The 19,777-nt window shown below is 55.8% G+C and carries 22 protein-coding genes and 2 pseudogenes; 9 read left to right on the forward strand and 15 right to left on the reverse strand.

The window, feature by feature from the left end:
- Window positions 1–82: 82 nt before the first annotated feature.
- Complete coding sequence (locus TU86_RS06355; protein WP_048363449.1) at window positions 83–463, reverse strand: hypothetical protein; 381 nt, start codon at window positions 461–463, stop codon at window positions 83–85.
- Window positions 464–663: 200 nt separating this feature from the next.
- On the opposite strand from TU86_RS06355, the gene TU86_RS06360 reads away from it, so the two are divergent.
- The 3 genes from TU86_RS06360 (at window position 664) to def (ending at window position 2,562) form a co-directional block, all read left to right on the forward strand.
- Complete coding sequence (locus TU86_RS06360; protein WP_048363450.1) at window positions 664–855, forward strand: CsbD family protein; 192 nt, start codon at window positions 664–666, stop codon at window positions 853–855.
- Window positions 856–1,066: 211 nt separating this feature from the next.
- Window positions 1,067–2,020 carry a YihY/virulence factor BrkB family protein gene (locus TU86_RS06365; RefSeq protein ID WP_048363451.1) on the forward strand — a complete coding sequence of 318 codons (954 nt, stop codon included), beginning with the start codon at window positions 1,067–1,069 and terminating at the stop codon, window positions 2,018–2,020.
- Window positions 2,021–2,022: 2 nt separating this feature from the next.
- Window positions 2,023–2,562, forward strand: a complete 540-nt coding sequence (gene def, locus TU86_RS06370) for a peptide deformylase (RefSeq protein ID WP_048363452.1) — start codon at window positions 2,023–2,025, stop codon at window positions 2,560–2,562.
- Between the two features lie 74 nt (window positions 2,563–2,636).
- Here the strand turns inward: def and TU86_RS06375 are convergent, their stop codons facing one another.
- Window positions 2,637–3,047, reverse strand: coding sequence for a GNAT family N-acetyltransferase (locus TU86_RS06375; protein WP_048363453.1), 411 nt, complete (start codon window positions 3,045–3,047; stop codon window positions 2,637–2,639).
- Window positions 3,048–3,437: 390 nt separating this feature from the next.
- On the opposite strand from TU86_RS06375, the pseudogene TU86_RS23635 reads away from it, so the two are divergent.
- Window positions 3,438–4,109: pseudogene (locus TU86_RS23635) on the forward strand (PAS domain-containing protein); the annotation flags it as partial.
- A gap of 120 nt (window positions 4,110–4,229) precedes the next feature.
- Window positions 4,230–4,658, forward strand: a pseudogene (locus TU86_RS23640) (methyl-accepting chemotaxis protein); the annotation flags it as partial.
- Window positions 4,659–4,744: 86 nt separating this feature from the next.
- On the opposite strand, the gene TU86_RS06385 reads toward TU86_RS23640, so the two are convergent.
- Both TU86_RS06385 and gntR read right to left on the reverse strand, forming a co-directional pair.
- Window positions 4,745–5,245, reverse strand: a complete 501-nt coding sequence (locus tag TU86_RS06385) for a hypothetical protein (protein WP_048363455.1) — start codon at window positions 5,243–5,245, stop codon at window positions 4,745–4,747.
- Window positions 5,246–5,398: 153 nt separating this feature from the next.
- The gene (gene gntR / locus TU86_RS06390; RefSeq protein ID WP_048363456.1) at window positions 5,399–6,430 is read right to left on the reverse strand and encodes an HTH-type transcriptional regulator GntR; all 1,032 of its coding nucleotides are present in this window, start codon (window positions 6,428–6,430) and stop codon (window positions 5,399–5,401) included.
- Between the two features lie 226 nt (window positions 6,431–6,656).
- On the opposite strand from gntR, the gene TU86_RS06395 reads away from it, so the two are divergent.
- Together TU86_RS06395 and TU86_RS06400 are read left to right on the forward strand one after the other, a co-directional pair.
- Window positions 6,657–7,190, forward strand: a complete 534-nt coding sequence (locus tag TU86_RS06395; RefSeq protein WP_048363457.1) for a gluconokinase — start codon at window positions 6,657–6,659, stop codon at window positions 7,188–7,190.
- Window positions 7,191–7,275: 85 nt separating this feature from the next.
- Window positions 7,276–8,628, forward strand: a complete 1,353-nt coding sequence (locus TU86_RS06400; RefSeq protein WP_048363458.1) for a GntP family permease — start codon at window positions 7,276–7,278, stop codon at window positions 8,626–8,628.
- A gap of 54 nt (window positions 8,629–8,682) precedes the next feature.
- On the opposite strand, the gene alaC is transcribed toward TU86_RS06400, so the two are convergent.
- The gene (gene alaC, locus TU86_RS06405; RefSeq protein WP_048363459.1) at window positions 8,683–9,891 is read right to left on the reverse strand and encodes an alanine transaminase; all 1,209 of its coding nucleotides are present in this window, start codon (window positions 9,889–9,891) and stop codon (window positions 8,683–8,685) included.
- Between the two features lie 197 nt (window positions 9,892–10,088).
- Here alaC and TU86_RS06410 point away from each other — a divergent pair, with 197 nt between their 5' ends.
- Window positions 10,089–10,580: a GyrI-like domain-containing protein gene (locus TU86_RS06410; RefSeq protein ID WP_048363460.1), complete on the forward strand. Its 492-nt coding sequence runs from the start codon at window positions 10,089–10,091 to the stop codon at window positions 10,578–10,580.
- 6 nt (window positions 10,581–10,586) lie between these two features.
- Here the strand turns inward: TU86_RS06410 and TU86_RS06415 are convergent, their stop codons facing one another.
- The 5 genes from TU86_RS06415 to TU86_RS06430 form a co-directional block, all read right to left on the reverse strand.
- Window positions 10,587–11,090 (reverse strand): GNAT family N-acetyltransferase, encoded by a 504-nt coding sequence (locus TU86_RS06415; protein WP_048363461.1) that lies wholly within the window; start codon window positions 11,088–11,090, stop codon window positions 10,587–10,589.
- Between the two features lie 115 nt (window positions 11,091–11,205).
- A complete protein-coding gene (locus tag TU86_RS22350; RefSeq protein WP_338053184.1) occupies window positions 11,206–11,448 on the reverse strand; it encodes a methyltransferase family protein in 243 nt (80 codons plus the stop codon).
- 61 nt (window positions 11,449–11,509) lie between these two features.
- Window positions 11,510–12,703, reverse strand: a complete 1,194-nt coding sequence (locus tag TU86_RS06420; protein WP_048363462.1) for a GAF domain-containing sensor histidine kinase — start codon at window positions 12,701–12,703, stop codon at window positions 11,510–11,512.
- A 163-nt stretch (window positions 12,704–12,866) separates the two neighbouring features.
- Window positions 12,867–13,172, reverse strand: a complete 306-nt coding sequence (locus tag TU86_RS06425; protein ID WP_048363463.1) for a PepSY domain-containing protein — start codon at window positions 13,170–13,172, stop codon at window positions 12,867–12,869.
- A 104-nt stretch (window positions 13,173–13,276) separates the two neighbouring features.
- Window positions 13,277–14,404, reverse strand: coding sequence for a glycerophosphodiester phosphodiesterase (locus tag TU86_RS06430; RefSeq protein WP_048363464.1), 1,128 nt, complete (start codon window positions 14,402–14,404; stop codon window positions 13,277–13,279).
- 231 nt (window positions 14,405–14,635) lie between these two features.
- Between TU86_RS06430 and TU86_RS06435 the strand changes: the two genes are divergently transcribed.
- A complete protein-coding gene (locus TU86_RS06435; RefSeq protein ID WP_048363465.1) occupies window positions 14,636–14,962 on the forward strand; it encodes a DUF2025 family protein in 327 nt (108 codons plus the stop codon).
- Window positions 14,963–15,011: 49 nt separating this feature from the next.
- Here the strand turns inward: TU86_RS06435 and TU86_RS06440 are convergent, their stop codons facing one another.
- From TU86_RS06440 to TU86_RS06460, 5 genes are all read right to left on the reverse strand, one after another.
- Entirely contained in the window at window positions 15,012–16,067 is a 1,056-nt protein-coding gene (locus tag TU86_RS06440; protein WP_048363466.1) for a diguanylate cyclase, read from the reverse strand.
- A gap of 468 nt (window positions 16,068–16,535) precedes the next feature.
- Window positions 16,536–16,853, reverse strand: a complete 318-nt coding sequence (locus tag TU86_RS06445) for a helix-turn-helix domain-containing protein (RefSeq protein WP_048363467.1) — start codon at window positions 16,851–16,853, stop codon at window positions 16,536–16,538.
- 248 nt (window positions 16,854–17,101) lie between these two features.
- A complete protein-coding gene (locus tag TU86_RS06450; protein WP_048363468.1) occupies window positions 17,102–18,352 on the reverse strand; it encodes a ribonucleotide-diphosphate reductase subunit beta in 1,251 nt (416 codons plus the stop codon).
- Window positions 18,353–18,847: 495 nt separating this feature from the next.
- Complete coding sequence (locus tag TU86_RS06455) at window positions 18,848–19,105, reverse strand: hypothetical protein (protein WP_048363469.1); 258 nt, start codon at window positions 19,103–19,105, stop codon at window positions 18,848–18,850.
- Window positions 19,106–19,240: 135 nt separating this feature from the next.
- Window positions 19,241–19,504 (reverse strand): DUF2790 domain-containing protein, encoded by a 264-nt coding sequence (locus TU86_RS06460; RefSeq protein WP_048363470.1) that lies wholly within the window; start codon window positions 19,502–19,504, stop codon window positions 19,241–19,243.
- Between the last annotated feature and the right edge of the window lie 273 nt (window positions 19,505–19,777).

A 19,777-nucleotide genomic window follows, 5' to 3' on the forward strand; every position in this document is an offset into this window, starting at 1 on the left:
CAGCGGTGATCGTAAACGCGGATCCGCGTTTAATCAGGGCCGTGGCGACTCCTGATGGTACGACAGCCTTTTGAGGCTGTACTTACTTCTGCAAAAACTGCGCGAAGTTTACGCCTGTACCCGCTGGACGTACGTCTTGCAGGTACGAGTCCTTGTCAGCACTGAGCTCCAGGCTCATGGTCGGCGTGCGCTTGTGGGTCGCGCGTACCACCATGCCTTCGCGCTTTTCACGCAAGAACGCGGTGGTCACTTTCAAGTGCAGCAGTTCATCTGTGCTCGGCGTGTGCAGCAGCAAATGCACCCATTCATATTGACCAACAGCCAGGCGGGCCAGCGGAATGTCGAACCACCAAATATTTTTGTTGGTATTCAGCGCTGCGAAGTGACCGTTGTTGACGCCGATCACGGCACCGCCCAGTTCCTGGTTTCTGCGGGCAATGGCCTGCTTTTTATCGAGTTTCATAACCTTCCTACAATTCTGGATCTTCAGCGCCATAGCCTGAATACGTCGCGCATTCTCGGGGGTTAGCGGGCAAACATAAAGCCCAACCTGCGCTGAGCGATGAAATGAGTGACAGAAAATAAATGAAACTCTGTTCAAGCAGCTCAGGTCAATCTCTGTGTCGAGGTTATGACATCCGAAATTTCACTAGGAGAAATCCCATGAGCAGCACTGGCGATAAGATCAAAGGCATGGCGAACGAAGCAGTAGGCAATGTCAAGCAAACGGTAGGCAAAGCCACTGACAACGACAAGCTGCGTACAGAAGGCAAGGCTCAGGAGCTCAAAGGCGAAGGCCAGCAGGCGGTCGGCAAAGTCAAAGAGGCGGTAAAAAATACCGTCGACAAAGCCTGAGAGTGCACCTGTCCATAAGGCGCCAAGCGGGCCTGAGGAAGTGATAGACGGCCATCCTGGGATGGCCGTTTTCATATGTTTGAGTTTTGATATGTTTGAATTGCACATGTTTCCAAAGTCGCCAACTCGACTACTTTGAGGTAAAACCCCTGAGTTGAAGTCGTTGAATGGCTTGTTAAATACCCTCATTAGAGCGGCGAAAGGAGACGCTATGTTATTTCCGGTCTTGAATGGCCTGCCGTTGGGCAAAGTACTGATCCGCACGGTCAAGGAATTCATTGACGACGAAATGTCGACCTACGCGTCTGCGTTGGCGTATCAAATGTTGTTTTCGTTGTTTCCGTTCATTTTGTTCTTGATTGCACTGATCGGCTTTTTGCATCTGCCGGACTTCTTCACCTGGCTGCGCTTGCAATCTGAGCTGGTGCTGCCGCCTCAGGCGCTGGAACAGGTCAACCCTGTCATCGACCAGTTGCAGCAGTCCAAGGGCGGGTTGCTTTCGGTGGGTATCGTGATTGCCTTGTGGACGGCCTCCGCTGGCGTGCGCCTGATGATGAGCGCCATGAATGCGGCCTACGACGTGGTCGAGGGGCGGCCAATCTGGAAGCGTTTTCCGCTGTCGATTTTCTACACCATCGGCATTGCCGGCATGTTGCTGGCGGCAGCGGCGTTGATGGTGCTTGGCCCGCAAGTCATGAGCTGGCTGGCCGGGCAGGTGGGGCTGGAAGACTTTGTGGTGACGTTGTGGACGATTTTGCGTTGGCCGGTGATTGTGCTGCTGTTGATGGTGGCCGTGGCCGTGATGTATTACGTGATGCCCGACGTCGAGCAGAAGTTTCGTTTCATTACGCCGGGTTCGGTACTGGCGGTGGTGGTATGGATTGTGGCGTCATTGGGCTTTGCCTTTTACGTCAAAACCTTTGCCGACTACAACGCCATGTATGGCAGCATCGGGGCCATCATCGTGCTGTTGCTGTACTTCTACATCTCGGCGGCCGTGTTGTTGTTAGGCGCTGAAATGAATGCAGTGATTGAACACATGTCGGCCGAAGGCAAGGACCCTGGGGAAAAGACCTTCGATGAAGCAGACGACCCTGATCCCAAGCAGCATGTCAGCGGCCTTGGCCGCGACCACTCTCTCAAACCCACTTCTGATGAAGCCTGACTATGATTCGTGAAATTCTGAAAATGGGCGATGAGCGCCTGCTGCACGTTGCCAAGCCGGTGCCGGATGACATGTTCGACAGCCCGCAACTCTGGCAGCTGATCGATGACATGTTGCAGACCATGGAGCATGCGGGCGGCGTTGGTTTGGCGGCGCCGCAGATCGGAGTTGATCTGCAATTGGTGATTTTTGGCTTTGAGCACAGCGAACGCTACCCCGATGCAGAAGCGGTACCGCAAACCATCTTGATCAATCCATTGATCACGCCGTTGAGCCCAACGCTTGAAGAGGACTGGGAAGGCTGCTTGTCCGTACCGGGTTTGCGTGGCGCAGTGCAGCGTTATCAGCGCATTCGCTACGAGGGGTTCAGCCCTAAAGGCGAGCCGATTGTGCGTGAAGCCGAGGGTTTTCATGCGCGAGTGGTGCAGCATGAGTGCGATCACCTGATTGGCCGTTTGTACCCGTCACGCATCAAGGACTTCAATAAGTTTGGCTTCATCGACGTGCTGTTCCCGGAACTGGAAGCCGGCACTCAGGCGTAAACCTCGTAATCGGTAGTCGCTGGCGCAGGCTGCGAGCCTTTCAGCCCTCGCAGCCTCGCGCGACTCAACAGCGACTACAGGCCAATCCCCAGCGCGATCATTGCCTTGTTGCGCTGGTAGCGAACTAACCGCTCGTGCAATGCCTGCGGCAACTCGGCCTCCAGCGTAAATCCCAGCCCTTCATAAAAACCTTGCAGCTCAGGGTCGCAGAATAACCACACAGGCCCGTCGCAGGCTGTGACCGCCCGGTTCACCAGCGCAGCTGCCACCCCTTGTTTACGCGACAGCGGTGCGACGAATAAACCCGTCAACCAAAAGCCATGCGCCTGGGTGCGCAGGCACAAGCCGGCAATGATCTCATCTCCACGGGCGACCCATAATTGAGCGTCTTTGACGGCTTTCATCGACGATTGGTGGCTGCGGTAAAACTTGTTCAGCAAGGGCCACTGAGGGGCTTCAAGCGGGGCATAAGTAATTGCGGTCATGGTCAAGCGTCATGGATTGAAGGCGGCGCAGTATAACCAAAGCACCCACGCACGTGACGCATCGTCCACGTGCGAACTTTCTTCAGAGTGGGCGTTCCGTCGCATTCTGATGGCAATTGGCTTGCAGCCTAATGTTGACTGGCTATGCTCGGTATTTACGGGGCTTGAACTTTCATTGCTTCAATCCCGGGGTTGCGTACGGCTCTCGCGTTACGAGCTAAAAGCGCAGGCGGTTTGTTGTGTCTTGAAGCGTATGAATTATCAATAGACAGCATCTCCAGGGATTGAGCCATGTTTGATTTACATCGCAAAGCCGACCTGCTTGAAAATCAACGCCTGAGTTGTTCTCTGAGCGATATGAAGGCCAAGGTATTGGCCATCAGTCGATCGATGGCCATTATTGAATTTGCCCCCGATGGCACCATCCTCGAAGCCAACGACAACTTTTGCCGGGTGATGGGGTATCCCGCGGAAGAGATCCGTGGCAAACATCACCGGCTGTTTTGCGAAGAGCCTTACACCCGAACCGCAGAATACGCCCAGTTCTGGCGTGACCTTGCGCGCGGGGAACCCATGAGCGGTACTTACCTGCGTCTCGATAAATCGGGTCGTGAGGTGTGGCTTGAAGCCAGTTACATGCCAATCGTTGGCGCGGACCGGCAGGTCACCAGCGTCATCAAAGTGGCGTCAGATATCACTGAGCGCATCCACAAAGAGCATGAAAACGAAAGCATCGTGAATGCCTTGAGCCGCTCAATGGCCTTGATCGAGTTTTCGCCGGACGGGCACGTGATTAACGCTAACCAGAACTTCCTTAACACGATGCATTATTCGTTGGGCGAGATTGTTGGCCAGCACCACAGTATGTTTTGCAAACCCAGCGAGCGTGAGTCAGCCGCCTATAAAGCGTTCTGGGCGTCACTCAATCGTGGCGAAGTGCACTCCCGGCGTTTTGAGCGGGTGGACAAATACGGGCATACGGTTTTTCTGGAGGCGTCCTACAACCCGATCTTCGATGCCAAGGGCCGCCTCTACAAAGTGGTGAAGTTTGCCAGTGACATCACCGCCCAAGTGACCCATCTGCAAACAGCGGCGGAGTCAGCCCACAGCACGTCTGTGCAAAACGATGCCTGTGCGCAGAAAGGTTCGCAGGTGGTTCAACAAACCGTGCAAATCATCGAGGCCATTTCCAGGGACTTGAACGAGGCAGCGCAGAGCATTGATGCGGTGAGCAAGCAGTCGGACATCATCGGCAAAATCGTGCAAACCATTCGCGGCATTGCCGATCAGACCAACTTGCTGGCCTTGAATGCGGCCATTGAAGCTGCCAGGGCGGGGGAGCATGGGCGCGGTTTTGCCGTGGTCGCCGATGAGGTCAGAAGCCTGGCCGCCCGCACCAGTGCCGCCACGATAGAAATCGTCGAGGTGGTGCGCAAAAACCACGACCTGTCACTCAGTGCAGTGAACAGCATGCAGTCGAGCTTGAGTCGAACCGGGCTTGGGGTTGAACTGGCGAATGAAGCGGGCGAGGCTATTTTGGAGATCCAGCAAGGTTCCCGGCATGTGGTCGATGCCATCAGCCAGTTCAACTCCACGTTGCAGTTGCACTGAGTCTCGCCCTGTAGTCGCTGGCGCAGGCTGCGATGGCCTTGCAGGATTCGCCGTTAGTAACGTGCGCCAGCGACTACCGGTGGGATTTACACCTGGCTTTGCTGTTTCTGCTGGGCAATTTCAGCCTGCTTGATCGCTTCTTTCTGTTGCATCAAATCGCTGATTTTGTCGTTGATCGCCTGCTGTTTCTCTGGCGGCATGGCTTTTACGTCGTCTTCGGTCAAGCCCATTTCTTTCAGCAATTGCTCACGAATCCGCTGCGCAACCGGCTTGCTCATGTAGTCCTTGAACGCTTCAGTTGCAGAACCTTGGGCCGTGGCCTGGGTGTTCTGGGTGCCAGTGCTTTGCACGGCAGCGGCTTCAGGCACGCTGGATTGCAGCAGTACGCGGGTTTTAGCGAACGCCGCATTCACGTTATCCGCTTGAGCGTTGCCTGCGGCCGAGGCGGGCGTGGCTTGAAGGTTGGTCAGGGGCTGAGCGTTTTGCAATTGCCCGCTGTACAGAGCGCTGGCGGCGCCGGTAACCGGATCGAGATCCGGGCGCTGGGCTTTGAAGATAGATGAAGTGTTTTGCGTAGTAATCAGCATGAGTTGGCCCTGTTCAAATCATTGATAGGCAACTCATGAGCAAATACTGTGCCCAGCGTGCAGCGCCCCGTTTTATTGGGTTTTCCGGTTTGAAGGCCGCGTCAGGCGGACAACCCTTGCCGCCCGCCTGCCGCTTTGTGGCCAAAGGCAGCTTTAACTGCTTTCGCGCACCATCAGTTCAAACCCCATGTCTTGCACGGGGTTGGCGACTTGATTGCCGGCCATAAGTGTCAGCATTTGCTCAGCGGCGCGACGTCCAATTGCTTCTCGCGGCGTACGAATGCTGCTCAGGCGCGGCACCATGAACTCGGAGGAGGGCAGGTCGTTGAACCCCAATATGGCAATTTGCTCGGGGATCTTGATGCCGAAGCGCGCCGCTTCCAGCAAGGCGCCGTGAGCGAGGTCGTCGTTGCCAAAGAAAATCGCATCCACCTGCGGGTGAGCGGCGATTAATTGCAAAAACAACTCGCCGCCCAGGCCCACAGACGAGGGACGCGGCGTCAGCACTTCAAGGTCGGGGTTGTACAAGCCCTTTTCTTGCAGTGCGCGGCGATAACCTTCGCCGCGCAACAAGGTGCGTTGGTCGAGTTGTGCGCCTATATAGGCCAAGTGCTTGCGCCCGCTGCCAATCAAATGATGGGCAGCGGTTTCGCCCGCCTGTAGCTGGGAGAAACCCACACAGTTCAAACCGGCGCCGGCATCCAGCTCCATCATGTACACGCACGGCACATTGCTGGATTCGATCATGAGACGCGAACTTTCGGAGCGATCAAACCCGGTCAGTAATAAGCCGCGTGGCTGGTAGGCCATGTAGTTGCGCAGCAGGTCTTCTTCTTCGTCGCGCGAGTAGTGAAAGTTACCGATCAACACTTCAAAACCTTTGGGCCGCAAAACGGCGTGGATGGCTTCCAGGGTGTCAATAAACAGCAAGTTGGACAGTGAGGGCACCAGCACCACCACCGAATGGCTTTGCGCAGACGCCAGTGCACGAGCAGCAGGGTTGACCACGTAGTTCAAATCAGCAGCGGCCTGGCGCACTTTTTCGGCCAGTTCGGTGGCCACGCTACTGATACCGCGCAAGGCGCGAGAGGCCGTAATAGGGCTGACGCCCGCCAGTCGGGCCACTTCGTTAAGGGTTGGACGCCCCGTGGTACGGGTATTTTTATCGTTTTTGAAGGAGGTCATCGCGGCTTGCCAAACAAAAAACAAGCCACTAAGGTAGCGCTGTCCACGGAGACCCGCAATTGCCTGATTGTCGGGACTGCGATTACCCCAGCTTTGTATGTCGAGAGCGTCACCGCGTCTCCCCACAAAAATGAGAAATAGACGTCGGTAGCTCCGGCTTTGTGCTTTGCTTTCACCGAGTGAACGCATCGACAAAGACAGCGCTGTCTACGGACTGAGGTGTTTCATGAGTCAACCTATCACTGCCCTGGTCATCATGGGTGTTGCCGGCTGTGGCAAATCCAGCGTGAGCCAGGCGTTGTGCCAGCTCAATGGCGCGACCCCGATTGAGGGCGACGCGTTTCACCCTGCGGCTAATATCGCCAAGATGAGCGCCGGTATTCCCCTGACCGATGACGACCGTGCTGGCTGGTTAGACAGCCTGGCTAACGAATTGCGGCTTGCCGTTGAGCGGGGTCAACGACCGGTATTGACCTGCTCAGCCCTCAAATTGCGTTATCGCGAGCGCTTGCGCAGTGCGGTCGACGGTCTAGGCTTCGTGTTTCTTGAGTTAACGCCTGAGGTGGCCGCTGACCGTGTGGCGCATCGTCCTGGGCACTTTATGCCTAAAACGCTGATCGACAGCCAGTTCGCGGCCCTTGAATCACCCGAAGCGGAAGCGTTGGTGCTGACGCTCGATGCGGCAACCCATGACATCCAGCAGTTGGCCAACCAGGCCCGCGATTGGTGGCACGCTCATTCTTTGCTGGCAACCTCATGATTTTTCTTGAAACAGATAGCGCTATCCGCATCAGCCTCGGCTGCACATTCGCATGTCATAACAAAAACAAGCCAGGAGACGCCCCATGCTAGGCATGTCGCAAAATACCTTTCTGCTGATTGACGCAGTGGTGACCATCATCGGGCTGATCGTGCTGATCACCCGTTTCAAGTTGCATCCGTTTATCGCACTGATCATTGCCTCGGCTTTCCTGGGGCTGACCTCGGGCATGCCGACTGACAAGATCATCAAATCGTTTCAGGACGGTTTTGGCGGGGTCTTGGGCTTTGTCGGCATCATCCTGGCGCTGGGCACCATGCTTGGCAAAATGATGGCCGACTCCGGCGGTGCGGATCAAATTGCCCGCACGTTGATTCGGGCATTCGGTAAAGAGCGCGTGCAGTGGGCGATGATGTTCGCGGCGTTCCTGGTGGGCATCCCGCTGTTTTTCGAGATCGGTTTTGTGTTGCTGATCCCACTGGTGTTCATCGTGGCGCGTCGCACAGGTGTGTCGCTGATTAAAATCGGCATCCCGTTACTGGCCGGTTTGTCCGCCGTTCACGGTCTGGTGCCGCCGCACCCTGGCCCGCTGTTGGCGATTGGCGTGTTTGGTGCCGATATTGGCAAAACCATTCTGTATGGTTTGATCGTGGCGCTGCCGACAGCGATTATTGCAGGGCCTATTTACGGCACCTTTATCTCCAAATACATCCCCGGCAACCCGTCGCAGGAGCTGGTAGACCAACTGGCCAGTGAGCCGGAATCCAGCAGTTTGCCGAGTTTTGGCATCACCTTGGCCACTGTGCTGTTGCCGGTGTTCCTGATGCTGCTCAAGACCTTTGCCGATGTGGCGCTGCCGGATGGCAACTTCTTCCGCGGCTGGATGGACATGATCGGTCACCCGATCACCGCCCTGTTGTTGGCGCTGTTGTTGTCGCTGTACACCTTTGGTGCGCGTCAGGGCATCGACTCCAAACGCATCCTTAAACTGCTCGACGCCAGCCTGGCGCCTACGGCGGCGATCATTCTGATCATCGGTGCCGGTGGTGGCTTCAAGCAAATGCTGGTGGCCAGTGGTGTGGGTGACGTGATCGGGCATATGGCGGTCAACGCGCAGATTTCGCCGATTCTGTTGGCGTGGCTGGTGGCGGCAGTGATTCGTATCGCCACCGGTTCTGCGACCGTTGCAACGATTACCGGGGCGGGGATTGTGTTGCCGGTGGTGGACTTGATTCCGGGCGTGAATCGCGAGTTGCTGGTGCTGGCGACCGGTGCGGGGTCGTTGATCCTGTCCCACGTCAACGACGCCGGTTTCTGGCTGGTCAAGCAGTACTTCAACATGACCGTGGCCGAAACGTTCAAAACCTGGACCGCGATGGAAACCATCCTGTCGGTCGTCGGTTTGATCTTTATCTTGCTGCTGTCGTTGGTGGTCTAAACCACACCCATCGGTGGGCGTGAGCTCACTCACCCCACCGATGGATTGGGTGTTTTAACTGGCGTTCAAGCCATCTGCGCGGAACATGGCGCGGATGCCGCGCAGGGCCTGTCGGATACGGTCCTGATTTTCGATCAGGGCAAAGCGCACATGGTCGTCGCCGTATTCACCAAAGCCAACGCCCGGTGACACACAGACTTTGGCGTCGGCCAGCAGTTTTTTGGCAAATTCCAGCGACCCCAAGTGGGCGTACGCTTCAGGGATTTTCGCCCACACATACATCGATGCCTTCGGGTTCTCGACCATCCAGCCCAGTTCATGCAAGCCTTTGACCAAGACGTTACGGCGTTGACGGTACTGCTCTGCAATGTCTTTTACGCACTGTTGATCGCCTTCAAGGGCCGCAATGGCCGCCACTTGCAGGGGCGTAAAGGTGCCGTAGTCGTGGTAGCTCTTGATCCGTGCCAGCGCGTTGACCAATTCGGGGTTACCCACCATAAAGCCAATGCGCCAGCCAGCCATGTTGTAGCTTTTGGACAGGGTGAAAAACTCCACGGCGATGTCTTTGGCCCCCGGCACTTGCATGATCGAAGGGGCTTTCCAGCCGTCGTAGACGATGTCGGCGTATGCCAAATCGTGTACGACCAGCACGTCGTACTGTTTGGCCAGCGCCACCACGCGCTCGAAGAAATCGAGCTCAACGCATTGCGCCGTCGGATTGGACGGGAAGCCCAAAATCATCATTTTTGGCTTCGGAATAGACCCGCGTATGGCTTTTTCCAGTTCTGCAAAAAAGTCCACGCCGGGAATCAACGGCACTGAGCGTACTTGAGCACCGGCAATCACGGCACCGTAGATATGAATCGGGTAGCTGGGGTTGGGCACCAGCACCGTGTCGCCCTGATCCAGGGTGGCGAGCATCAAGTGCGCCAAGCCTTCTTTGGAGCCGATGGTAACGATGGCTTCTTCTTCGGGGTCGATTTCGACGTTGTAGCGATCAGCGTACCAACGAGAAATTGCCCGCCGCAGGCGCGGGATGCCGCGTGAAGTGGAGTAGCCGTGCGTGTCTTCACGCTGTGCGACGGTGCACAGTTTTTCGACAATATGCGGGGGTGTCGGGCCGTCAGGGTTGCCCATGCTGAAGTCGATAATGTCTTCGCCACGACGCCGCGCGGCCATTTTCAGCTCGGCGGTGATGTTGAAAACATACGGGGGAAGTCGATCTATGCGCGCAAAGCGGCGCGGCGAACCTTGGTCTGCCATGAATGCCTCTGGAACGTAAGCGCCCGGAACCGTCCGAGCGACGTTGACCACTGCGGTGGTCTGGGCGAAACAATACGGGCGATGAGGGCGGTGTGTCCAGTTACAGTTAGTCGCTATTTTTGGGCAAAACAGGCTGGTTTTGTATTTGTTCCTATACTGCATCGCGACGTTGCCTACTGACTTGACGAGCACGCGCCATGAACGAAGCACAGACTTTCACCCTGACAGCACCCCGGTTTGCCAAAGGTCAATTTCAATTGATCGCAGGTTTTGGCGGCCGCTTTAACCAGGACACCTCAGGCAACATCCCTGAACTGTGGGAACGGTTTATCCGCGACATGGGCGGTATCGCGAACCAGGAGGGTGAAGAAACCTACGGTGTGTGTTGCAACCCGGATGGTCAGGGTGGTTTCGAATACATCGCCGGGGTGGCCATCAGCAAGCTGGACGACTTGCCCGAGCGTTTTCGCTGGGTGGAGCTGCAACCTCAGGAGTACGCGATTTTTGAACATCGTGGCGCGCTGGCCAGTTTGGGGCAGACCTTTCAAGCCATTTGGCAGCAGTGGCTGCCAGCGTCCGGCTATAGCGCGGCCGATGCTCCGGAGTTCGAGCGCTACAGTGCCGACTTTAATCCAGGCACCGGCACAGGCGTGCTGGAGATTTGGTTGCCGATTAAAGAGCTGGGGTAGGGTGATTCAGCAGGCGTGTCGCGCGGGCTGTGTGCACGCCAACGACCGTATCAAGCGGCGTTCGCCTCGATACGCTTCGCCACTCTCAACCCAGCCCTGGCTCAGGTAAAACGCCAGGGCAGAGGTGTTGAAGGGGCTGACCGAGAGCATGATGTGATGGATATCGGGCCAGTGCTGGCTGAGTTGTTGCGCGAGCAACTGCAAGCATTGCTTGCCTACGCCTTGGCCCTGAACGCGCTTGTCGACCTGCAAGGCATGCAATGTGGCGCTTTGAGGTTCAGCCCAGTGCGCCAACAGCGGCTCACGCTTTAGCAGCAAAAATGCCACGGGCACTTCATCGCTGAGCATGACGAAGCCTTTTATCCCGGCCACTGGCTGAGCGGGCAGGGAATAGAGGGCCGACTCAATGTCGCCACAAAAGGCGATCTGTTCAGGGTGAACTTGAAGGTCACGCAGTTGCCGGTTTTGGCCAGGCGTCAGGTCGTGATAAGTGCAAAGGCGGTAGAGCATGTGGAGTGTCTGTCGTGGCGCGATCGGAGGGTTCGCAGGCAATCTGTGCCTGCAACCCTGAAGCAGTGCGCCAGTTTCTACTCATCCTTGCATCAAATACATCGTTTTCGCGTGCTCATTTGTGCGGTTCTTTTTTACGCCCGATAAAAGGCACCAGCATGCCGACCCGTTTTTGGTAATGGCGGTAGGTGTCACCAAACACTGAGACCAAATCCTTCTCTTCAAACTGCGTGCCGATGATGATGTACAACGTGCTCGTCAGCGCGAACACCAAATGCCCGACAGTCATGTTCGGGGTTGCCCAGAAGGCGAGTAGAAGCCCGAAGTACATGGGGTGGCGTACGAATCTGTAGAGCAGCGGGTCAGTTCGAAATAATGTCGTGCTTCATACATCAGGAGGTCAGAGACGACGTTTGGCGTCAGATCTGATGCTCTTCGGGCAGGGGCATGCGAAAGGTAAACACGGTGCCGTGCTGTTCGCACGAGGCCACTTCAATGTTGCCGCCGTGGGACTTGGCAATCTGGTTGGCAATGTAGAGGCCCAGTCCCAGTCCGGCTTGCGGCGTGTCATTAGCGGGCCGTGAGTAGGGCTGGAACAGTTGAGCCTGCACGTTAAGAGGGATAGGTTGGCCCTGGTTGGTAACGGTGAGGCTGAAAACCCGTTCGATCACTTGCACCTGGACCTCAACCGCGCCGGTTTTTGCACCGTGGGCAATGGCATTGGCGAGCAAGTTGGAGAGCAACTGCGCAAGCCGACCGCTGTCGCAATAGACGTCGTTTAGTACCCCTATCTGCGCATTGATCACGCGCTCGGGGTGTACATGTTGGACTTCGCTGATCACATGCGTGAACACCTTGTTCAGATCGCAGGCGGCGTGCCGCGTCAGCGGAATACCGGCGCCCAAACGCCCGCGAGCAAAATCCAGCACGTCTTCGACCAGTCGCGAAGCGCGCTGCCCACAGCTGAGTATGTGCTGTACCAGCGTTTCAGTGTCCGGGTTGGGGTGTTTACGCAATAACCGCTGCGAGGCGGTGGTGATGGCGAACAGCGGATTACGCAGGTCGTGGCCCAATACGGCAATGAACTGTTCGCGCAGCTCGGCGGTTTCACGTTCCAGCAGTAAGGCGGTTTGAGTGCGTTGCAAGTTTTCTTCGGCGTCCAGTTGCAGCGACAGCAAGCGGGCAAAGGACTCCATCGTGGTTTGGATGGTGCTGCTTTTGAGTTGGGCCGGCTCGGGGTCGAGCGCACAAATAGTGCCGAAAAAACTGCCGTCGGTGCGAAACACCGGGATCGTGATGTAGCTTTCGAAATGATAGATTTTAGGCGTGTGATGGTCGTGGTAGAGCGGGTCTTCACTCACGTTGTCGATGATGATCGGCTGATGCGAGCCCAAGGTTTCAAAGCACAAGGTGCTGACCAGATCCAGCTCGCCGCCTGGCTTGAGTCCAAACCCCAAATTGTCCAGCACTGCGCACGCTGTCCAACTGGTGGGCGTGACGCGCGCGACTGCGGCAAAACGCATCCCGGTCATTTCACTGATGACTTGCAAAATAGCTGGAACTGCACTGATGCGATTGATCGTCGCGATGTCAGTTTCTACGCCTTGCGTCATGGATCGGGGTCTCGGGTGGTCGGTATGGGTGCAATTCTAGCGAGAACCCCTCTGCGTGGTACATATTTGTATATAAATTGTTGAATCCCCCAGGCCGGTAGCGCGCACAAAAAAGCCGCGCCCTTTCTGATAAAGGGCGCGGCTTTTAGAGGGGCGTTACAACTCAGGTGTCTTGTTTGTCTTCCAATACTTCGCCAGTTTTAGCATCCAGCGCTACATCCCACTGAACACCTTTGGCATCGGTCAGCTCAACTTCATAAACCAGTTTGCCCAGTTTGTGATCCAGCTCTGTGTCTTGAATTGTGGCGCCCGGATGTTTGGCCAAGGCCGCTTGGTTGAGCTTTTCAAACGAGGTGATTTCACCCGATTTCAGCAAGCCTTGAATATGGTCCGGGCGAACATCGGCTTGAGCCAGACCGGCAGTCAGTGTCAAAGCAGTGGCAGCGAACAATACGTTAAGTGCTTTCATGATTAATTCCTCTGGGGTGAGCTGTTTAAGTGGGGCCAGATTAACCATTACAACTTAATTCACGCTTAATTTTCGGCCTCACGCTTAAACAGATGTGTAATCGCTCAGAAGCCGTTCTTTTCCAGTAGCTGATTGACGGTCAAAGGCGCAGGACGCTGGTAGTACTTGAGTAGTTCAGAGGCGCGGTTGGTGAAGATGCCGTCTACCCCGGCCGCCATGACTTTCGTGAAGTCCACCGGCTCGTCGATGGTGTATACGTGCACCAGCATGCCTTTGTCGTGAGTGGCCTTGTTCATCCAGGGCTGCACGAGGTCGAAGTAACTTTGGTCGCCGCCTTGCGTCAGTGCGGCTGACGGCCCTGTACCCATTGCGCCGTGGGCTTTGGCAAAGTCCAGCCATTGCAGGAACTCGGCGTGGTCTTTGGGTTGCTGTTTGGCGTAGTAAGCGGCTTTGTCCTTCTCGCCCGAATCGGCGAAGCTCACTTGGCTGTTGGGGGTCATGCCGCCTTCGCCGACCCACAGCAGGAGGATTTTAGGTGTGTCGGGCATTTCTTTTTGCAGCAGTTCCAGGCTGCTTTTTTCAAAGGTTTGCAGCACGACTCGGCCTTTGCCCTGGCCTACTTGAGGTTCGCCAGTGGTGACGGTGGCAGGTTGCAGCCAGCCACGTTTGCTCAGGTTGTTTTTCAGGTCGTGCTCAAGCCCGGGAAATTGCTTGGGCTCTTTGGTTTCGATGTACAGGCCCGGTTTGTGCTGCGGGCTGGCTTGGGCAATATCAATGATTTCGTCCAGCGTGAGGATTTGCAGACCTTTGTAGGACGGACGTGCGCGCTGTGGGTAGGCTTCATTGAACCAGCTGCCGGCATCCAGGGTTTTCAATTCCGCCATAGTGAAGGCGTTGGCCGGGCTGTCTTTGCGCGCCGGGAATTTTTTAGCCACGTCTGTGGTGCGCAGCAGGCTGTTGTCATGCAAAGCAAACAACACGCCGTCTTTGCTGCGCTGCAAGTCCATTTCCAGATAATCAGCGCCCAGGTCGCGGGCCAGTGTGTAAGAGGCAGCTGTTGATTCAGGGGCATCGAAAGAGGCACCGCGGTGGGCGATAACCGCCGGGTGCGGGATGCCATGAGCTTTGGCCACAACCGCTTGCGCGGAGTCCGATGCGCTGGCGGCATGTGCGCCACTCGTGCTCAGTAGCAGGCTGAGGAGCAGGGCGCTTTTGCCAAAAATATCAGGCATGGGATGAAGTCCTTTCGATCAGAAAAATAAGGACGTCTTTTTAACAACTGTCAGCCATTTCGGCTATCGAGAACCCGACATAAACGTGCGTCGTGTTTAATTTGCTGCGCTTTTTAGGTCTGGGCGCAGTATTCTTGCGCTCTAGAGCATCCCCGGCAGAGGGAACAGCCTTCAACCTTGTGTGTAAACCATCGTCCTTTGAGCCTTGCCGGCTCGTTAGTGGGGTTTACCATGCGCATCACTTCAGAACTCATCTGTCAGGCCGCTGATCTACTTAACGGCTTTGTTGGTTTCAATCGTAAGACAGGCCAGCACATTGTCCGTTTCAGTGAAGATTCTTTCGGTATGGACGTCGCCGACGACAACATCACGCCCACGTGCGAGTTTGTTTGGCAGGCAAGCGATGGCGACACCATGACCCTTAAACGGGCGTTGATTCAGTTATTGCTGGATCAAAATATCGATGAGCGTTTGAACATCACCGAGCCTTTGCGCGTTTACATGAGTCGCGAGGCGTTGCCCGAAATCTGCGCCATCCGACGTTGCGTCAACAGCTAAGACGCCTTATGCATGACATTCGGGCGTCTTAGCCTGGGTTACTTAAGGCCTAACCTGGAAGCAGGTCGGCCGCGGCAACGCTGATTTTGTTGCGCCCGGTATTTTTCGCGATGTACAGCGCCTTGTCCGCTTCGTTAAGCCACTGTGAGGCATCATCGAAGTCGGGGCGGTACGAGGCCAGCCCGATGCTGAGGCTCACCTGCAAGCCGGGTTCATCGCCATCCAGCTCTTGGCTAAAGACCTGACGCAGGCGCTCCATGATGTCTTGCGTTTGTTCCAGGGAGCGATTGGGCACAATCACACAAAACTCATCGCCGCCATAACGTCCGGCCAAGTCTTCAGCGCGCAGGTTGTCTTTAAGCTGTTTGCTGAATTTGCGCAGTACGCTGTCGCCCACGATATGGCCGTAGGTGTCATTGATACGTTTGAAGTGGTCGATATCAATCAGGGCCAAGGTTGCTTTAGCGCCTGTTTGCTGACACTGGTTGAAGCTTAGTTGCAGCAGGTCTTTCCATGAACCGTGGTTGAGCAGGCCCGTCAGGCTGTCAGTGCGGCTTAAAGCGCGCAGTGTGCGTTTGTGTTCCGCCAGTTTGATGGCCAGTCGATAGCACACCATGCCCACTGCGAATGGGTAGAGCGCCAACATGGGCAAGCAGGCGTAGATTTGCAGAGGGGTTGTGTGCGGGGTGAAGTTGATGCCCAGTAACGTCCACGCGATCAGTACACCGGCTATTTGTGCCAACGCTCCGCGAACCAGCGTCTTTTGCCCGCCCGCGGCGACATTATTCATGGTCATCATCGACAGAATCGTCACGGTGGGCAGCGGGTTGAACTGAAAGCTGGCAGCCCAAAAACCACCGAAAAGCGAGTCGATGAGCATGTTGCGACGTTCGGTCTGGAACGGATACGCCGAGCGGGTCGATATTTTGAGGGCCACGTGCGGCCAGACAAACCCATTGAACAGCAACAGCCCCCAGATCCAGGGGGGCATATCGAGCGGATAGAGAGCCGCCATCACGCTGAAACAACCAATTCCCAGGCCCACGGTACGCGGCACGTAGATACGTCTGGCGAATGACAGGCCTTTGCCGCGTTGATTGTCCATAAGGGTCTGCATTAAAGAAAGGGTTCGGTGCATGCCTGTGGGGTTTGAGGCATTGCCGCGTGTTGTTTTATTCAGCGCGCATTGTCGATTATGACGTGCGTAATATTCAGCAAAAATTTAAGCATTTGCAGTCATTATGCTCAAGCGTAGCTGCTGGGCACCGATCAAGAGACGGGTTGCAGTCGCTAATGCGCCGCAGTTTTAATTTCGTGACCCGAAAATGACGATTAACCTTCTATCGCTCTTAAAGCGGCGTAGTAATCACGTTCGGTAATGGCACGCTTGATACGACCCTCCATTACGGGCGCGAGCGGTTTGATCGCATTGTGGCGTTGGTTGAGCACAACAGCGTGCTCATCACAACGCCACAGAGGGACGGGACGTTTAACCTGATGGGTTCTCACATGGGGCGGCGTTTGGGGCTTGATGCAATGCGTGTTGAGCGGGTGCGCTGAGAAAAGCGGGCACTCACTCGATCATTGCGAAATCTTCGCGACCTGCAGGGTCAGGTGTTGTGCCGCGAATGTTCCCGCCTCTGCTGGGGGCAAACCCCGGAAAGAACACCAGGCCTTCAGCTTCGAGCCGGTGCGCAAGCGCTAGCAGGGTTACATCCCTGATGGGTTCGCCCGCCTCAAAGCGTTGAATGGCAGGCACCGAAACCTTGGATGCGTGGCTCAATTGCTCAAAGTTCCAGCCCAGTATTTCGCGGGCCTGGGCGCAGTGCAGTGGTGTGAATTGATAAATGATGATTTGCTCAAGCGTACTGCGCATCGCTGATGGGTGCATGAGGATTCTCCGTGGCTGATTCGCTGCTTAAAAATACTGTGTTTTTATACAGTTGTCTTCAAGGGTGATCAAATCCATATTTTTGATCAGTGCCATCGCGCAACAGCGCTCCCAGCCCACCAATTCAGCTGCCGGGCACAGAGGTGATACGTCGAAAATTTCGATATAAACGCTGCGCAAAAAAAGCGGGCCAATAAAAAGGCCGCCCGCAGGCAGCCTTTTTAATTAGCGAATCATCACCTCTGGAATCAATCCCAGCTCAGTGCGCCGCCTGTTTGGTACTCAATGACCCGCGTCTCGAAGAAGTTCTTTTCTTTCTTCAAGTCCATGATTTCGCTCATCCAGGGGAACGGGTTAGTCGTGCCCGGATACTCTTCTTTCAGGCCGATTTGCGACAGGCGGCGATTAGCGATGAACTTGAGGTAGTCCTCCATCATCGCCGCGTTCATGCCCAATACGCCGCGCGGCATGGTGTCACGTGCGTATTCGATTTCCAGCTGAGTGCCTTGCAGGATCATCTGCGACGCTTCTTCCTTCATGTCGGCATCCCACAGGTGCGGGTTTTCGATTTTGATCTGGTTGATCACATCGATGCCGAAGTTCAGGTGCATGGATTCGTCGCGCAGGATGTACTGGAACTGTTCGGCAACGCCCGTCATCTTGTTGCGGCGGCCCATCGACAGGATCTGGGTGAAGCCGCAGTAGAAGAAGATGCCTTCAAGCACGCAGTAGTAAGCGATCAGGTTGCGCAGCAGTTCTTTGTCGGTTTCAACAGTGCCGGTTTCGAACTTCGGATCGGAGATCGAGCGGGTGTACTTCAAGCCCCAGGTGGCCTTTTTAGCGACCGACGGGATCTCGTGGTACATGTTGAAGATCTCGCCTTCATCCATGGCCAGCGATTCGATGCAGTACTGGTACGCGTGGGTGTGGATCGCCTCTTCGAAAGCCTGGCGCAGGATGTACTGGCGGCACTCGGGGTTGGTGATCAGGCGGTACACGGCCAGTACCAGGTTGTTGGCAACCAGGGAGTCGGCGGTGGAGAAGAAGCCCAGGTTGCGCATGACGATGCGGCGCTCGTCGTCGGTCAGGCCTTCGGGGTTTTTCCAGAGGGCGATGTCGGCAGTCATGTTGACTTCTTGCGGCATCCAGTGGTTTGCGCAACCGTCCAGGTACTTCTGCCACGCCCAGTCGTACTTGAACGGTACGAGCTGGTTAAGGTCGGCGCGGCAGTTGATCATCATCTTTTCGTCAACGGCGACGCGGGCGCTGGCGCCTTCGAGTTCGGCCAGGCCTTCTGCGATGTCTAGGTTGTCCAGCGCGGCCTTGGCGCGCTTGATGGCTTCGGAGTCGTTGGCCGTGACGGCACGCGCTTCCTGAGCTGCAACGCCACCGGCGGTGTCTAGCCGGTCCATGTTGGCTTCGGTTGCGTGGCCTGCGTTGGCGCCTTTGACGGCGGCTTCGCCTTCATCTTCTTTGTCGAATTCGTCCCAGCTCAGCATGACGTGTCGTCTCCTGCGTGAGGGCCAATGCCCGTGTAACAACGCTATGGTCAGGTTGTTTCACAGCCATAGGCCGCTTGGATCTAAGGAATGTTGCTTGCAGCAGCGGTAAGCGCACGCAAAAACATGAATGTATTCGTAGGGTTGGCCCGCTGTCGCTGAGGGGATGCAGTGGTTTGTGCATCTCAACCTGGCCGAGGAGCCGGAGCAGCGTGGGTTTATAGCCCAGAGAGGGGATATATCAAGCCCGTTTGACGGCCGCAGTATACGGGTTTTGTACCGGGTATTTCAGCCAGTTTTTTTTCGGACGATGCGACGAAATGCCCTAAATTTGGCCTGGACTTGCGCTTGGGTTAGGCGGGGCGCGGGTTTGTCTGCGAGGATTTATTTTGCAGCATGGCTAAGCGGTCGAGTGACCTGCGGTGCAGAAGGAGGCGGGGGGTGTCGGGTGTGGACTAAGCCCGGCCGAAACCGGGCGTTAAGTCACAGGGGGCATCAGCCCAAACGGTGGCCGTTGGTACGGTCATAGCCGTCCTCAGCAAAAGAGGCTGAGCGAGTGTTGTCATAACCGTCCTCAGCAAAAGAAGCTGAGCGAGTGTTGTCATAACCGTCTTCGGCAAAAGAGGCTGAGCGAGTGCTGTCGTAACCGTCTTCGGCAAAAGTGGCCGCGTGCGTGCGGTCGTAACCGTCGGCCGCAAAAGCTGCGCTGGCCAATACCGATAGACTAAAAGCCAATATCAGTGAGCGTTTCATTAACGTCTGTCCTGAAGGTTTTATTCGCGGGGAGTGAACAGTTCAATACACACTGCCGTGCATCGAAAGTTATAAGTTCAAGCCTGGAGATACACGCCATAAAAGAGGGCGCTTTAAGCATTTAACAACGGCACGTTAGCCGTTGGAGCAACCATTACCCATCACGCGGTATTCGAGGGTGTGTTGCATGCCGTGGGAGTCTTCATAAACCATTTGTGCCGGTACAACTTCACACACGCTGGGCACTTCGCTCATGGAGATAACTTTGGCAATGTCCAGCTCGGAAGAATAAGAATAGTGTTCAACGGCCGGTGACTGGCTGGAAACAGGGGTGCTGACTTCATCCGCCATGGCGGTTAAACACACACTGCTGAGGGCCAGAACTAACAACGCTTTCATTTCAGTTTTACCTGTTTTCGGTCGAGTGGGATCACGTAGCCCTTATGAGGCCACGTGTGAAACTTCATCAGTTAAGTGCGACTAAACTTGCCTTCGTGGGGGCTGTCACTTGCGTTAATCGCAGTGCCTTGGTTGGCGAGATGAATTTTATGCCTGCGCCGGACGGGCATATAGGGGGACTTTTGATAAAGACTGTTGACAGATTTTGCAACAATCGTAGAAAACAAGCCGTGTCAGGTGTTTTTGAGCGTGTCGTTCTGGGTTGCCAAGCCC

It is taken from the genome of Pseudomonas weihenstephanensis, from assembly GCF_001043055.1.
Lineage (GTDB): Bacteria > Pseudomonadota > Gammaproteobacteria > Pseudomonadales > Pseudomonadaceae > Aquipseudomonas > Aquipseudomonas weihenstephanensis.